11 protein-coding genes are annotated in these 14,261 nt (G+C 66.0%); 8 read left to right on the forward strand and 3 right to left on the reverse strand.

Features of this window, described 5'->3' with window-relative positions:
• The first annotated feature begins 35 nt into the window (after positions 1 to 35).
• The 6 genes from ACFVVK_RS01075 to lhgO all read left to right on the forward strand — a co-directional run bounded on the left by ACFVVK_RS01075 (position 36) and on the right by lhgO (position 7,474).
• Positions 36 to 1,313 carry a CaiB/BaiF CoA transferase family protein gene (locus tag ACFVVK_RS01075; protein WP_390262198.1) on the forward strand — a complete coding sequence of 426 codons (1,278 nt, stop codon included), beginning with the start codon at positions 36 to 38 and terminating at the stop codon, positions 1,311 to 1,313.
• A gap of 44 nt (positions 1,314 to 1,357) precedes the next feature.
• Positions 1,358 to 2,557, forward strand: coding sequence for a hypothetical protein (locus ACFVVK_RS01080; protein ID WP_390262201.1), 1,200 nt, complete (start codon positions 1,358 to 1,360; stop codon positions 2,555 to 2,557).
• Positions 2,554 to 3,723, forward strand: a complete 1,170-nt coding sequence (locus ACFVVK_RS01085) for a CaiB/BaiF CoA transferase family protein (protein ID WP_390262204.1) — start codon at positions 2,554 to 2,556, stop codon at positions 3,721 to 3,723. Before ACFVVK_RS01080 ends, ACFVVK_RS01085 begins: the two co-directional genes overlap by 4 nt.
• The gene (locus ACFVVK_RS01090) at positions 3,720 to 4,892 is read left to right on the forward strand and encodes an acyl-CoA dehydrogenase family protein (RefSeq protein WP_390262207.1); all 1,173 of its coding nucleotides are present in this window, start codon (positions 3,720 to 3,722) and stop codon (positions 4,890 to 4,892) included. Before ACFVVK_RS01085 ends, ACFVVK_RS01090 begins: the two co-directional genes overlap by 4 nt.
• Positions 4,893 to 5,421: 529 nt before the next feature.
• On the forward strand, positions 5,422 to 6,198 hold the full coding sequence (locus ACFVVK_RS01095) for an SDR family oxidoreductase (RefSeq protein WP_390262210.1): 777 nt from the start codon (positions 5,422 to 5,424) through the stop codon (positions 6,196 to 6,198).
• A 43-nt stretch (positions 6,199 to 6,241) separates the two neighbouring features.
• On the forward strand, positions 6,242 to 7,474 hold the full coding sequence (gene lhgO, locus ACFVVK_RS01100) for an L-2-hydroxyglutarate oxidase (RefSeq protein WP_390262212.1): 1,233 nt from the start codon (positions 6,242 to 6,244) through the stop codon (positions 7,472 to 7,474).
• A gap of 339 nt (positions 7,475 to 7,813) precedes the next feature.
• Here lhgO and ACFVVK_RS01105 read toward each other — a convergent pair whose 3' ends face one another.
• Entirely contained in the window at positions 7,814 to 9,877 is a 2,064-nt protein-coding gene (locus tag ACFVVK_RS01105) for an ABC transporter ATP-binding protein (RefSeq protein WP_390262215.1), read from the reverse strand.
• Positions 9,874 to 11,616, reverse strand: coding sequence for an ABC transporter ATP-binding protein (locus ACFVVK_RS01110; protein ID WP_390262218.1), 1,743 nt, complete (start codon positions 11,614 to 11,616; stop codon positions 9,874 to 9,876). Before ACFVVK_RS01110 ends, ACFVVK_RS01105 begins: the two co-directional genes overlap by 4 nt.
• Positions 11,617 to 11,794: 178 nt before the next feature.
• Between ACFVVK_RS01110 and ACFVVK_RS01115 the strand changes: the two genes are divergently transcribed.
• A complete protein-coding gene (locus ACFVVK_RS01115) occupies positions 11,795 to 12,172 on the forward strand; it encodes a VOC family protein (RefSeq protein ID WP_390262221.1) in 378 nt (125 codons plus the stop codon).
• 36 nt (positions 12,173 to 12,208) lie between these two features.
• Here ACFVVK_RS01115 and ACFVVK_RS01120 read toward each other — a convergent pair whose 3' ends face one another.
• On the reverse strand, positions 12,209 to 13,129 hold the full coding sequence (locus ACFVVK_RS01120; RefSeq protein WP_390262224.1) for a 2-hydroxyacid dehydrogenase: 921 nt from the start codon (positions 13,127 to 13,129) through the stop codon (positions 12,209 to 12,211).
• Positions 13,130 to 13,312: 183 nt separating this feature from the next.
• Here ACFVVK_RS01120 and ACFVVK_RS01125 point away from each other — a divergent pair, with 183 nt between their 5' ends.
• Positions 13,313 to 14,215, forward strand: a complete 903-nt coding sequence (locus ACFVVK_RS01125) for a serine hydrolase (RefSeq protein WP_390262227.1) — start codon at positions 13,313 to 13,315, stop codon at positions 14,213 to 14,215.
• Positions 14,216 to 14,261: the final 46 nt, after the last annotated feature.

Here is a 14,261-nt window from a genome sequence, read left to right on the forward strand (position 1 = left end):
GAACCGGTTTCCTACATACGAACCAAGGAGTAGTAATGGCCGAACGATTGCCGCTTGAAGGAATCACGGTCCTGGATCTCAGCCACCTTGCGGCCGGCCCATGGTGCACCATGGTCCTGGCGGACCTGGGTGCCGACGTTATCAAGATCGAAAAGCCCGAGACCGGGGATATGTCAAGGCAGGCCGGCAGCATCTATGCGGGTGACCAGAGTGCTGTGTTTCTGTCTCTGAACCGGAATAAGCGCAGCGTTGCCCTTGACCTGAAGCAGCCGGAGGGCCGGGAAGTCTTCTTCCGCCTTGCCGAGAACGCGGACGTCGTGGTGGAGAATCTGCGGCCCGGAAAAGCCGCGCAGCTCGGTGTGGACCGGGCGAGCCTTGCCGAGCGAAATCCCGGCATTGTGTACGCGTCCATCTCCGCATTCGGACCTTCAGGGCCGTACGTGGATCTGGCTGGCAACGACCCCATTGTCCAAGCACTCTCCGGGGCCATGGCGATTACCGGCGAGGAAAACGGTCCGCCGTCCAGGCAGGGCGTGAGTGTTCCCGACTTCGGCGCCGGGATGATGGCCGGTTATGCCATCCTTGCAGCACTTGTGGGCCGGCAGCGCAACGGGCAGGGAAGCGAAGTCAAACTGAACCTGCTGGACGTGTCCGTATTTGCCTTAGGACCCCGCGCGCAGGAATACCTCATCAACGGCGAAGAACAGCCGAGGCTGGGGAGCGCGCACCCGCAGTTCTCGCCCTATCAGGCCTTCCGCTGCAGCGACAACCGCTACGTGTACATTGCGGTCATCAACGACAAATTCTGGCGCCTGCTGTGTTCGGGGCTGGGCCGGGCGGAGCTTGCCAACGATCCGAAATACGCCACGAATGTCGGGAGAGTGGAGCATCGGGCGGAACTCGCCGATCAGCTCGGCACGCTCATGGCACAGCGTCCCAGCGCGGAGTGGCTGAAGACGCTTCAGGACGCCGGAGTCCCGTGCGCACCGGTCAACAACCTTTCGGAAGCGATGTCCGACCCCCAGGTCATCCACAACGGACTGCTGGCCAAAATGCAGCACCCGACCCTGGGAGAGCTGACCACCGTCGGCCTCCCCATGACGTTCGACGGCGAGCGTCCGCCTGTCCGGAACGCGCCGCCGCTGTTGGGCGAACACACGAAGGAAATCCTGCAGGGGGCCGGCATCTCGGACACAGAACTCCGGAATCTCATTGATGGCGGCGCTGCCGCCCTAGGCCCTGAACCGGCCGCAGCACAGCCCCGGCGCACCCAAAGCTACAGCACAAGCAAGAGTCACGAAGGAATCTCATGAGCATCATTCCAACATTAACCACGCAGCGCTCTTCCACTCAGGACTTGGCACAGCAGGCTCTCGAAGACGTCCGCCGCGGCCTCGAACCGGTTCTCCAGCTCATCGAGAACTCACCTGTCGGCGCCGTTCCCGGATTCAAGTACACCACCGGTGGCTACCGTCCCTGTGAGGCCTACTTGCCGCACGATTGGTCCACCTTCCAGTGGGTCGGCTTTCTGACCGGGCGACTCTGGCTGGTGGCCGACCACTTCGATGACGACCGCGTTCGTGCCGCGGCCCGGAAGCTGGCCGGCGTTGTCGCAGGAAGCCTGTCCCAGGAGCCGCCGCGGTTCTCGGCGGCCGGCAGCGACCTGTTCTACGCGTCCTGCCTGGGAGCGCGCCTCACCGGGGATGCCGGCCTCGCGAAAGCCGCCCTCGAGGCGACGCGGCAGTACAGGACAAACTTCGACGAGCGCCTGGGAGTGTTCTTCCAGGTCGTAGGCGTCAACCGCGCCGTCATTGACACGGGGCTGAACCTGCTTCCGTTCTATTGGGCCGCCGCCGAGGACCCGGAACTGGCCGCTGCGGCACGGGTGCACAACACCAACCTGCTGGACTACGGTATCGTGCGCGAGGACGGCGCGGCGTATCAGGCCATCGAGTTCGACCTTGAATCCGGTCAGCCAGCCCGCCGCTACTCAATGCAGGGCTACAGCGACAACACCACGTGGGCGCGGGGGCAGTCCTGGGCAATGCACAACTACGTCAACGTGTATGAAGCCACCGGCGATCCCCGCTTCCTCGAGGTGGCACGCAAGGTGTGCCGCTGGTACGTGAACCATCTGCCCGAGGACCATGTGCCGTTCTACGACTTCGCAGACCCCGACGCACCTGCCGTCCCTCGCGACTCCTGCAGCGCGACCATCGCAGCGAATGCGTTGATGCGCCTGGCACGGCTGGACGATGAATCGGCCGCATGGGCCTCGGCGGCGGCGGACTCCATTACCGCCGAGCTGTTCACCAACTATCTCTCTCCCGGCGGAGTCCTTCTGCACAGCAGTTGGGGCCGCCTCCCGGCAGAGAAAGCCGGAGCAGGATTCTCCCGCTTCCCCCTGGAGGACGTCATGCCCTACGGCAACTACTGGATCGTCGAAGCGGCATACCGCCACCTGCACCCAGACTGGTCGGTCCTGGCGCTTGGGCCGACGGCCCCGCTCACCATGGACGGCGCATCCGGGCGCCCCGACGGCGCAACAGTCTCATGACCGGGCCGCTGGCAGGGGTGCGCGTACTGGACCTGACGCATTTTGTCGCCGGGCCTTGGTGCACCATGCTGCTGGCGGACCTTGGCGCCGAGGTCACCAAGGTCGAACCACCCGCCGGCGAGATCGGCCGCGGCATGGGTAGCGTCTACTCCGCCGGGGAGTCAGCCATCTTCCTCGGGTTCAACCGCGGTAAGCGCAGCGTCTCGCTGGATCTCAAGCAGCCGGAAGGGTTGGATGCCGCACTGCAGCTCGTGGAACGGTCCGACGTCGTCGTTCAGAATTTCCGGCCCGGCACTGCTGAACGGCTCGGGTTGGGCGCCGCTGAGCTGCGCGCCAGGTATCCGGAACTCATCTACTGCACCGTGTCCGCTTTTGGTCCCGATGGCCCCTATGCGACGCGCCCGGCCAATGACCCGGTGATACAGGCACTGAGCGGCTCGATGGCGTCCACCGGACAATTAGAGGGCAGGCCGGTGCGGATGGGAGTCAGTCTGCCGGACGTCGGGGCGGGAGTTCTCGCCGCCGTCGGTATCCTGGCAGCACTCCACCGCCGGGCGGACAGCGGAATGGGCTCCACAATCGACCTCAATCTGCTGGACACCCAGCTGTACGCCCAAACGGATCAGGTGGGAAACGCTGACTCAACTGTAGACCCCGGTTCGATCAGGGGTCCGTACGTTTGCGGTGACGGCCGGTCGCTGTGGGTGGAGAACGACGCTGAGTCCTGGATTGCCGCCGGCCTCCAGTCTGAACCGTCCAACGGATCCGAATTGAACCGCGCGCAGGTTGCGGCAATCCTCCGCACCCGCCCCCGTAAGCACTGGCTGGAACTGCTCGGCCCGGAAGGACGCGGCGCCGTCCCCGTTCTTGAACTATCCGACGTCCTGCCCGGCGCGCCTTCCCGGACACTGGAAGTGCAGCATCCCGCTGTCGGCACTCTGAGGCAGGTCCGTACCCCGGTGGAGGCGGACCCACCATGGCCTGTTGTGGACACTCCCCCGCCACGCCTGGGCGAGCACACTCGGGCAGTCCTGCGCCAACTCGGCTTCCCGAACAGTGACATAGATCGATTGGTAGCCCAGGGAGCAGCCCGCGAGCCAAGTTATCACCCCACCGCACCACACCCCACAAACACAAAAGAAACCCACGCAGAGGAGCAGTCATGACCACGATCACCGAGACCAAACAGCAGGACCAGTACGCACTCACTGACGAACAGATTGCCCTTCAGGAAGAAATCCGAGTGCTGGCGGACGGACCCGTAGCCGCCGGCGCGGACAGGCGGGACAAGACCGGCGAATACCCCCAAGACATGTTCGACCTCCTGGTGGAAAAAAACCTTCTGGCACTGCCGTTCGCCCCGGAGCACGGGGGCCGGAACTCCGGCATCCTCAGTTGCGCACTGGCCATCGAGGGCCTGACCCGCACCTGTTACAACACTTCATACCTGCTGATGATGACCTGGCAGCCGTTCTTCGCGATCAGCGCCGCAGGCAACGCCGAACAGCAGGAGCGGTTCCTGCCGAAGCTGGCAAACGGCACGTTGCGGTTCTCCACAGCCAACACCGAGCCCGACGTCGGCTCCGACATGGCAAACCTGCAGACCAGGGCCGAGCCTGTGGCGGGAGGATACCGGCTGACAGGAAAGAAAGTCTGGGCCGGAAACGCTCCGGTATCTGACTACTTTGTCACCTTCGCCCGCACCGGCGGTCCCGGTCACAAGGGGCTCAGCGCCTTCGTTGTACCCACGGACGCCGAAGGGGTCACCAGGGGCGCAAAGATGAACAAGATCGGCGGCCGGGCAATCCCGTCCTGTGAGGTGGAGTTCAACAACGTCTTTGTCCCCACCAGCGACCGGCTGGGTGAGGAAGGCGAGGGATTTAAGACCGCAGCGAGCACCTTTACACGGCTGCGCCCCCTCGTTGGAGCGCGTGCGCTCGGTCTTGCACAGGGCTCCCTCGAACACGCCGTGGCATACGCGAAGGAACGCCAGGCATTCGGCCAGCCAATCGCCGATTTCCAAGGCCTGCAGTGGATGTTGGCAGACATGAAGATCGGCCTTGAAGCGTCGAGGCACCTGGTCTACAAGTCAGCAGCCGTTCTCGACGCCGGGATGTCACCCCGGGAGGCAGCGCCGCTGATCGGAATCGCCAAGACCTTTGCAACCGATACCGCCATGCAGATCACCTTGGACGGAATTCAGATTTTCGGTGCCAAGGGCTACAGCACCGATTACCCCATGGAACGCTTCATGCGCGAGGCCAAGGGACTGCAGATCATCGAGGGCACCAACCAGATCCAGCGGAACATCATCGCCAAGGACCTCCTCTCCTAGTCCCGGAGGCATGCCGCGCTGTCATACCGATACCGACCCTACCGATTCGATTCCGGCCGCCAGCGCAGCTTGGGACGGCCCGGAGCTAACCACCGCTCGGGCCGTCCCGCAATTGCCTGTTTCTCAGGGTGCGCTGCAGCGATCCACTGCCGCCCCTTCTATGGGTGGCTTCAATAGCATCTCGCTGGCTGTCGGGCTGGCCTCTCGGTGTCTCCAGTTGCTGGTTCCAGATCAGGACAGGGCCCTTGGGCCTAGCGGACACGCGTTCGCCGAAAACGTCCAGGATGAGGTTCAAGCGGTCGGCAAAGTCCCCGGTAGCCAGCCTCGACAACTTTGTGCCCGCCCCCGAACCGCATCACCGTCGTTTCGACGGGCTGAAATGATGATGAAGTGAAAAAACTGAGTCGTAGTACATCGAGGATTACCAGGGCATGAAATACATGCCCTGACCCTCTGACACCAAGGAGACAAGCTACATGAACATTTCAGGACACGCCCCTGCGCGGCCTCCGGCGCGACAGGCCTCCTAGTGGATCTCGGCATTCAGGGGAAAACAGCCTTCGTGGCGGCGTCTACCGGAGGCCTGGGGTTGGCCGTCGCCTCGGCCCTGGCCAGGGAAGGCGCCCATCTGGTCATCACCGGCCGACGAGGCGAGGAGGCCAGAAAGATTGCAGCAGAGTTGCCAACCGCGGCGATCGGCGTCGAAGCCGATCTCTGCACGCAGGAGGGCCTCAGCACAGCAATAACCGCAGCCGAATCACGCTTTGGCTCCGTGGACATCGTCGTGCTGAACGGACCCGGGCCGGCCCCGGGAACAGCGACCGGACTCAGCAGTGCAGATATGTCCTCCGCGTTCGATCTCCTGCTTCGGCCCCAGCACGCACTCGTGAGCAGCTTTCTGCCAGGCATGAGAAACCGTCGATGGGGCCGGATCCTGGCAATAGGCTCAAGCGGCGTGGCCGCCCCACTGCCGAATTTGGCGCTATCAAACACCGGCCGTGCTGCCCTGGCAGGGTACCTGAAAACGCTCGCGGCAGAGGTGGCTTCGGACAATGTCACAGTCAACATGCTGCTCCCGGGGCGAATCGCGACAGAGCGGACCCGTGGCCTTGACCGTGCGGCAGCCCGACGACGCGGAGTCACGGTTGACGTAATTGAACAAGAATCGCGTGCGTCCATCCCAGCGGGGCGTTACGGAAACACCGAGGAATTGGGAGCAACGGCCGCCTTTCTATGCAGCGGTCTTGCCTCCTACGTGACGGGCACAGCGCTTCGCTGCGACGGCGGGCTGGTCCGAACCTTGTGACTCGGGCTGGTGAGTGGTGGCTGAGTAGAACGGAAGAAGAGTAATGACAACGAATCGAATTGCAGTAATCGGCGGCGGAATCATCGGCACCGCAGTGGCCCGGCAGCTGTCCCGGATGGTCGACGGCGCCCAGGTCACCCTCTTTGAGAAAGAGTCTGACCTGGCCGGACACCAGACGGGCCACAACTCGGGCGTCGTCCACGCTGGCCTCTACTACGAGCCCGGCTCGCTCAAGGCCCGGCTCTGCCGCCGCGGGGTCGATCTGCTGGCCGAATACGCCGCTAAGAACAACATCGCCTACGACGAATGCGGAAAGGTTGTCGTAGCACACACCAGCGTTGAGCTCGACCGGCTGCACAGCATCTTCGAACGGGCCAAGGCCAACGGCGTCCCCGACGTCGCCATCATCGACCGCGACCGGCTGCGCGAACTGGAACCGGCCTGCACCGGAGGCATCGCCGCCCTGCGCTCCCCGCACACCGCCATCATCGACTACCCAGCACTTACCCGGTCGCTCGCCGAGGACGTCAAGGCCGACGGCGGACAGATCCGTCTCGGAGCCTTGGTCACCGGGCTGGACGTGACCGGCTCCGAGGTCAGGATTTCCGGCTCCGGCTTCGACGCAGAGGCCTTCGACTTGGTCATCACGTGCGCCGGACTGCAGTCTGACAGGCTCGCCAACGCCGTCACCGACCGGACGGGAACCCGCGGGAAGAAGGACGACGGACCGCAAATCGTGCCGTTCTACGGCGACTACTTCCTTCTCCGCCCCGAGCGCTCCTCACTCGTCAACGGCCTCATCTACCCCGTCCCGGACCCCCGGTACCCCTTCCTCGGTGTGCACCTGACCAAACGCGTGGACGGCGCGGTCATGCTCGGCCCCAACGCCTTCCTGTCCCTTGCCCGGGAAAACTACCGGAACAACGCACCTAACCTGCGCGACCTGGCGGACACGCTGACGTACCCGGGCTTCTGGAAGTTTGCCGCCGATAACATCCCCGCGACCCTCCGGCAGGTCCGCACTGCGGTCAGCAAAAATGCCTTCGTCGAAGAAGCCCGCAAATTCGTGCCGGCCATCGAATCAGCCGACGTGGTCAAGGGCGTGCGCGGGATCCGTGCGCAGGCCCTCAACTCGGACGGAAGTCTCGTCGACGACTTCGTCATCCGCTCCACCGGGCGGCTCGTCCAGGTCCGCAACGCACCCTCCCCCGGTGCCACGGCTTCCCTCGCCATCGCCGAACACATCGTTGAGGAAGCCCTCGCGCAAGCAGGATAGGAATGGAAGAGGGACGGAGTCTGCCGATGGCTTCGCCGGTTCGCCCATTGCTATTGCGGGGACCTCGGCCAAAAATGCCTAGGAGCGAGTAGCTCGTCACCCGGGCACTATTTGGTTGACGTACACCCCAACCTGACGTCAGGCAGGCGATCGAAAGGTTGTCAGAATAGGTTCTGATTCCCCCTTTCTTGACACGGCCCCAAGAGGCTCTCAGATCTCAACCTGACAATGCTGATGCTCACCAGCACCCGTGGGGATCTGACTGTGTCTGCCGATCATCCCCAAAGGCCGGAGTCAACGCGTATGTCAGCGTTGGCCGGCCTCGCAGACCGCAGACGTTTATACCTCCGCCGCCGGAGCAGCGAACTGCGCCGCGTACAGTGCGGCGTACGCCCCACCGGCCGCCAGCAGGGACGCATGCGTCCCCTGCTCCACGATCTGCCCTGATTCCATCACCAGGATGAGGTCGGCGTCGCGGATGGTGGAGAGGCGGTGGGCAATGACAAACGAAGTCCGGTCGGACCGCAACGCGCTCATGGCCTTCTGCACCAGCACCTCGGTGCGGGTGTCCACGGAGCTCGTCGCCTCGTCCAGGATCAGCACGGACGGGCGGGCCAGGAACGCCCGGGCGATGGTCAGCAGCTGTTTCTCGCCCGCGGAGACATTGCCGCCCTCGTCCTCCAGAACGGTGTCGTAGCCGTCGGGCAGGGACCGGACAAACCGGTCCACGTACGTCGCCCGCGCCGCCTCGAGGATCTCGTCCTCGGACGCACCGGGCCGGCCGTAGGCGATGTTGTCGCGGATGGTCCCGCCGAACAGCCAGGTGTCCTGCAGCACCATGCCCATCCGCGAGCGCAGCTCGTTGCGAGTCATCGCGGTGACGTCCACGCCGTCAAGCGTGATCCGCCCGGCGTCGAGCTCGTAGAAGCGCATCATCAGGTTCACCAGCGTGGTCTTGCCCGCGCCGGTGTGCCCGACGATGGCGACTGTCTGGCCCGGCTCGGCCACCAAAGAAAGGGATGAGATCAGCGGCTTGTCCGGCGCGTAGGCGAAGGAGACGTCTTCGAACACCAGTCGCCCCTGGCCGCCGGAAGGTGCCACGGAGGGAGACGGATCAGTCGACTGTTCCTCGGTGTCCAGCAGCTCAAACACCCGTTCGGCCGACGCCACCCCGGACTGCAGCAGGTTGGCCATGGACCCCAGCTGGGCCAGCGGCTGGGTGAACTGCCGGGAGTACTGGATGAACGCCTGCACGTCGCCGAGCTGCATCGCCCCGGACGCCACCTGCAGGCCGCCCACCACGGCGATCCCCACGTAGACCAGGTTCCCGATGAACGTCATGGCCGGCATGATCAGCCCGGAAATGAACTGCGCGCCGAAGCTGGCCTGGTACAGCTCCACGTTCTTCTGCCGGAATCGCTCCTCCACCTCGCGCTGCCGGCCGAACACCTTCACCAGCGCGTGCCCGGTGTACGTCTCCTCGATCTGCCCGTTCAGCTCGCCGGTGTGCCGCCACTGCGCCACGAACAGCTTCTGCGAGCGCTTGGCGATCACCGCCGTCGTCACCAGCGTCAGCGGAATGGTCACCAGCGCAATCACCGCCAGCGTGGGCGAGAGCAGGATCATCATCACCAGCACCCCCGCCACGGTCAGCACCGACGTCACGGCCTGGCTGATGGACTGCTGCAGGCTCTGGGAGATGTTGTCGACGTCGTTGGTCACCCGGCTGAGCACCTCGCCGCGCTGCACGGAATCGAAGTAGCGCAGCGGCAGCTTGTTGATCTTCGCCTCGATCCGCTGGCGCAGCCGGAACATGGTGCGCTGCACGACGCCGTTGAGCAGGTAAGCCTGCATCCAGCCGAACGCCGAGGCCAGCACATAAAGCGCCAGCGCCCACAGCAGCACGGAGGCCAGCGCGGCGAAGTCGATCCCGGTGCCGGGCGTCAGCGTCATGGCGCTGAGCATGTCCGCCTGCTGGGTCTGCCCGGCGGCGCGCAGCTGCGCGATCACCTGGGCCTGGCTCTCCCCTGGGGGCAGCTGCTTGGACACGACGCCGGCGAAGATCAGGTTGGTGCCCTCGCCCAGCAGCCGGGGCCCGATCACCGAGAACGTCACGCCGACGACGGCGAGCATCAGTACCAGCGTCAGCCACAGCCGTTCGGGCCGCAGCTCCCCCAGCAGCCGCCGGGCGGACGGCCCGAAGTTCATTGCCTTCTCCACCGGGATGTTCATCCCGGCGAACGGGCCGCCGCGGCCGGGCCCGCCCGCGGGGCGGGGAATGCGCATGGGGGTCTGCGCGGCGGGCGCCCCCGCAGGCGCGGAAGGGCCCGGAGGCGCGGCGCCCGGAGCGGAAGCGGGAACGGCAGCGGGAGCCGGCGTCGGCGCCTTGTCGGTCCGGCTCATGCCGCCTCCTCCGCCGCGAGCTGGGAGTTCACAATCTCCTGGTACGTCCCAGATGTCTCCAGCAGTTCCTCGTGCGTACCGTGCGCCACGATCCTGCCGCGCTCGAGCACCAGGATCTGGTCCGCGTCCACGATGCTGGAGACCCGCTGGGCGATGATCACCAGGGTGGCCCCGGCGGTGTGCTGTTTGAGCGCTTGCCGCAGCCGGGCGTCCGTGGCGGTGTCCAGCGAGGAGAAGGAGTCGTCAAAAATGTAGAGCTCGGGCCGCTTCACCAGTGCGCGGGCGATCGCGAGCCGCTGCCGCTGGCCGCCGGAGACGTTGGTCCCGCCCTGCGAGATCGGAGCGTCCAGCCCGCCCTCCAGCTCCTGCACGAAGTCCTGCGCCTGCGCGATGGCCAGGGCCTGCCACAGCTCGTCCTCGGTGGCGTCGGGCTTGCCGTAGAGCAGGTTGCTGCGCACGGTGCCGGAGAAGAGGTAGGGCTTCTGCGGGACCAGGCCGATGTGCCCCCACAGCAGGTCCGGGTGGAGCTCCCGCACGTCCACCCCGTCGATCCGCACCGCACCCGACGTCGCGTCGAACAGCCGCGGCATCAGGTTCACCAGGGTGGTCTTGCCGGCGCCGGTGCTGCCGATGATCGCCGTCGTCTGCCCCGCGCGGGCGGTGAAACTCACGTGCGAAAGCACGGGTTGCTCGGCACCCGGGTAGGCGAATCCGACGTCGTCCATCTCCAGTTCGCCGCGCGCCGCCCGGCCGGCCGCGCGCGAGACCGGGTGCAGCGGCGGCCGGACGCTGGATTCGGTGCCGAGCACCTCGCCGATCCGGTCCCCCGAGACCGCCGCGCGCGGGATCATGATCGCCATGAAGGTGGCCATCATGACGGACATCAGGATCTGCATCAGGTAGCTCAGGAACGCGATCATGGTGCCCACCTGCATGGATCCGTCCTCGATCCGGAACGCGCCGAACCAGATCACGGCCGTGCTGGAGACGTTCAGCACCAGCATCACCGTGGGAAACGCGAGCGCCATGAGCCGGCCTGCCCGCAGCGCGGTGTCCGTGACGTCCTCGTTGGCGCGGGTGAAGCGGGCGGTTTCCACGTCCTCCCGGACGAAGGCCCGCACCACGCGGATGCCCGTGAGCTGTTCGCGCAGCACCCGGTTGACCGTGTCGATCCGGGCCTGCATGAGCCGGAACAGCGGCACCATCCGGCTGACGATCAACCCGACGCCGGCCACGAGCACAGGCACGCTGACCGCGATCAGCCAGGACAGCTGCACGTCCTGCCGGATGGCCATGATCACCCCGCCGATGCAGAGCATGGGTGCGGTGACCATGAGCGTGGCGGACATCAGGACCAGCTGCTGGACCTGCTGGACGTCGTTGGTGGAGCGGGTGATCAGGCTGGGCGGGCCGAAGCGGGTGACCTCCTGCTCGGAAAACGCGGCCACGCGGCCGAAAATCGCACCCCGGACGTCCCGGCCCAGGCCCATCGCGGCCTTCGCACCGAAATACACGGCCACAACGGTGCAGACGATCTGCAGCAGGGTAACCATCAGCATCACGCCGCCGATGCGCAGGATGTACTCCGTGTTCCCCGTCGCCACACCGTTATCGATGATGTCCGCATTCAGGGTGGGCAGATACAGCGAGGCAATGGAGGCCGCCAGCTGGAAGACGACGACGGCGAGCAGCAGCCGCCGCTGCGGCCGCAGGTATTCGACGAGCAGTTTCCAGAGCATCCGGTCTCCACTTCGCAGTGTTATTCCCGCTGTACGCGGTGATCCGAACGTCAGTTTACGTCCGCATCCCGGGAATGGACTGCGTTCCTCTCACGGCGAATCGGAGGCGCGTCGGCGGAGGTGGTTTGCCCGGCGGGATTGCTTGCCGGGCTGTTCGCCCGGGTGTAGCTTGGGGCGGATGCTGAGCATTGGCTCGATCGTGATCCGGGTGGACAACCTCGAACGCCAGATGGGTTTCTGGCAGGCTGCCCTGGGCTACGAGCCGCGGCACGAGCCGAGTGACGATTTTGTCATCCTCGCGCCGCGGGGCGGTGCCGGCCCGTGCGTCTCCTTGGACAGAGTGCCCGCGCCGGTCCAGGTTCCGCCGCGGATCCACCTGGACCTCTATACCGAGCAGCAGGACGCGGAAGTCCAACGCCTCCTGGCCCTGGGCGCCACCCGCGTGGAGTGGAGCAAGCGGCCGGCGGACGCAGACTACGTGATCCTGGCCGACCCCGAAGGCAACCGGTTCTGCGTGGTGGACACCGCCCAGCCGGAACCGGCTCCGGCCGGCTGACCGCCCGGGCCGCCAGAGTCGCCCGGCCCGTCCCGCCTAGCCGTTCAGGACCACGTTCACCGGTGGTTCGCCCGCCAGCATGAGGCCGATCTGGCGCTGGAGCAGCCGGCCCATCCGCGGCCGCATTGCCGAACTCGCCCCGCCCACGTGCGGGCTGATGAGAACGCCCGGGGTCCGCCACAGCGGGTGATCCTGCGGCAGGGGTTCGGGGTCGGTGACGTCCAGCGCGGCGCGGATCCGCCCCGAGGCGGTGTGCCGCACCAGGGCGTCCGTGTCCGCCACGGGCCCGCGCGCTATGTTCACCAGCAGGGCGCCGTCCGGCATGGCCGAGAGGAAGGCGTCGTCCACCAGGTGCCGGGTGGAGTCGTTCAGCGGCACGCCGACCACCACGATGTCGTGCTCCGGCAGCAGCGCGGGGAGCGCCGCAATGCCGTGGACAGGTCCCCGCTCGTCCGTCCGCTCCTTGCTCGCCACCCGGGTCACGCTGACCTCGAAGGGAAGAAGCCGGTCCTCGATCGCCTTGCCCACTCCGCCGTAGCCGACAATCAGCACGCGGCGGTCGGCCAGGCTGGCCGTGGGCCGCGTCTCCCACCGGCCCTCCTGCTGGTTCTGGATGATGCGCGGAAACTCGCGCTGGCTGGCAAGGATCAGGGCAACTGTGAGTTCCGCCGTCGAGGTCTCGTGGACACCGGCCGCGTTGGCGAAAACCAGGCCGGAAGGCAGGCAGCCGGCCACGCCGTCGTACCCGATCGACTGGCTCTGCACCAGCGCCGTCTCCACGCCTTCCAGACCCCGCAGAACCTGCGGGCCGCTCATGTAGGGCTGCACCGCGATGTCGATCCGCGGCTGCGGTGGCGCACCGTCGAAGTCCCACTCGAGGATGGTGACGTCCGGATGCGGCTGAAAGTGTTCACGCAAGGACGCGTCCGGCAGGGTAACGGTGATTTTTCGGGTCATGAATGCCAGCGTAGTAGAGGCACACCGCGTGCCGGGGCCGGGTCCGGCACATGGACAGCGGAATCCGGACCGACTTCCGCGGCGCCCCGCGCGTTCCGTGGACTTCGCCGCCGACCGCGCCTAACGTCAAATCCGTGAGCACCACGAAGTGAGAACCACCGCCAGCCAGGAAGGCGCACGCACATGACGAAACCGGGCTCCCGGCCGGCCGCGCCGCACCACCGCAGGAAGCTGGCGTTCGTCTGGGCCGCCCTCGCGCTGGTGCTGGCCGGCGTCGTGGTTTCCGGCATCCTCCTCAGCGGATCGTCGCCGCAACGTGCCTTCACGGAGGTGAGCTTCCAGCAGAGCCAACCGGAGGCCGCCCCGGCCGTTGCCAGCCAGCCGGCCGGCCCCGCCGTCGACCTCCCCGCCGAGATCCAGCGGATCATCGGCGAACACCCCGATCACAGGATCGGCGTCGCCGTTCTGAACACCCGCGACGGTCAGCTGCAGAGCTACGGCGACGTCGCCCCGTACACGGCGGCGAGCACCGCGAAGGTCCTGACCGCCGCCGCGTACTACCACCTCGTGGAAACCGGCGAAAAGTCTCTTGACTCACGACTGGGCGCGTTCAACGCCGCGTTCCAGCTCCAGGCCATGATCAACGCCAGCAACAACGACGCGTGGCTGCTGCTGATGCAGGACATCGGCTATCCGCGCCTGACCGACTACGCCGCGACCCTCGGCATCGCCTACGATCCCAAGCAAAACCTGCTGGCCCCGACGGATGTGGCCCGGCTCCTCGGGCAGCTCTCCACCGGCAAGCTGCTCAACGCCGACCACACTGCGGAGCTGCTCGGCTACATGCAGCACACCAATGACGAAGACCTCATCCCGGCGGCCCTCTCCCCGGAGATCACTGTCCATCACAAGTACGGCGTGGTGGAAGGATACGTCCACGACGCCGCGCTGCTCAGTTCAGGGGACCGCTCCTACGCCGTGGTCATCTACACGTGGGGTCCTAACGACGCCGACAGCGAGGACCGGCTGGACCTCATCCACCAGCTGACCCGCCAGGTCGCGGGAGCCCTGTTCGGGCGGTTGTAGCGGCGGCGGTTATGGGCTGTTAACAGCCTGAAAATCAACCATTCAA

It is taken from the genome of Arthrobacter sp. NPDC058192 (assembly GCF_042883665.1).
Classification (GTDB): Bacteria; Actinomycetota; Actinomycetes; order Actinomycetales; family Micrococcaceae; genus Arthrobacter.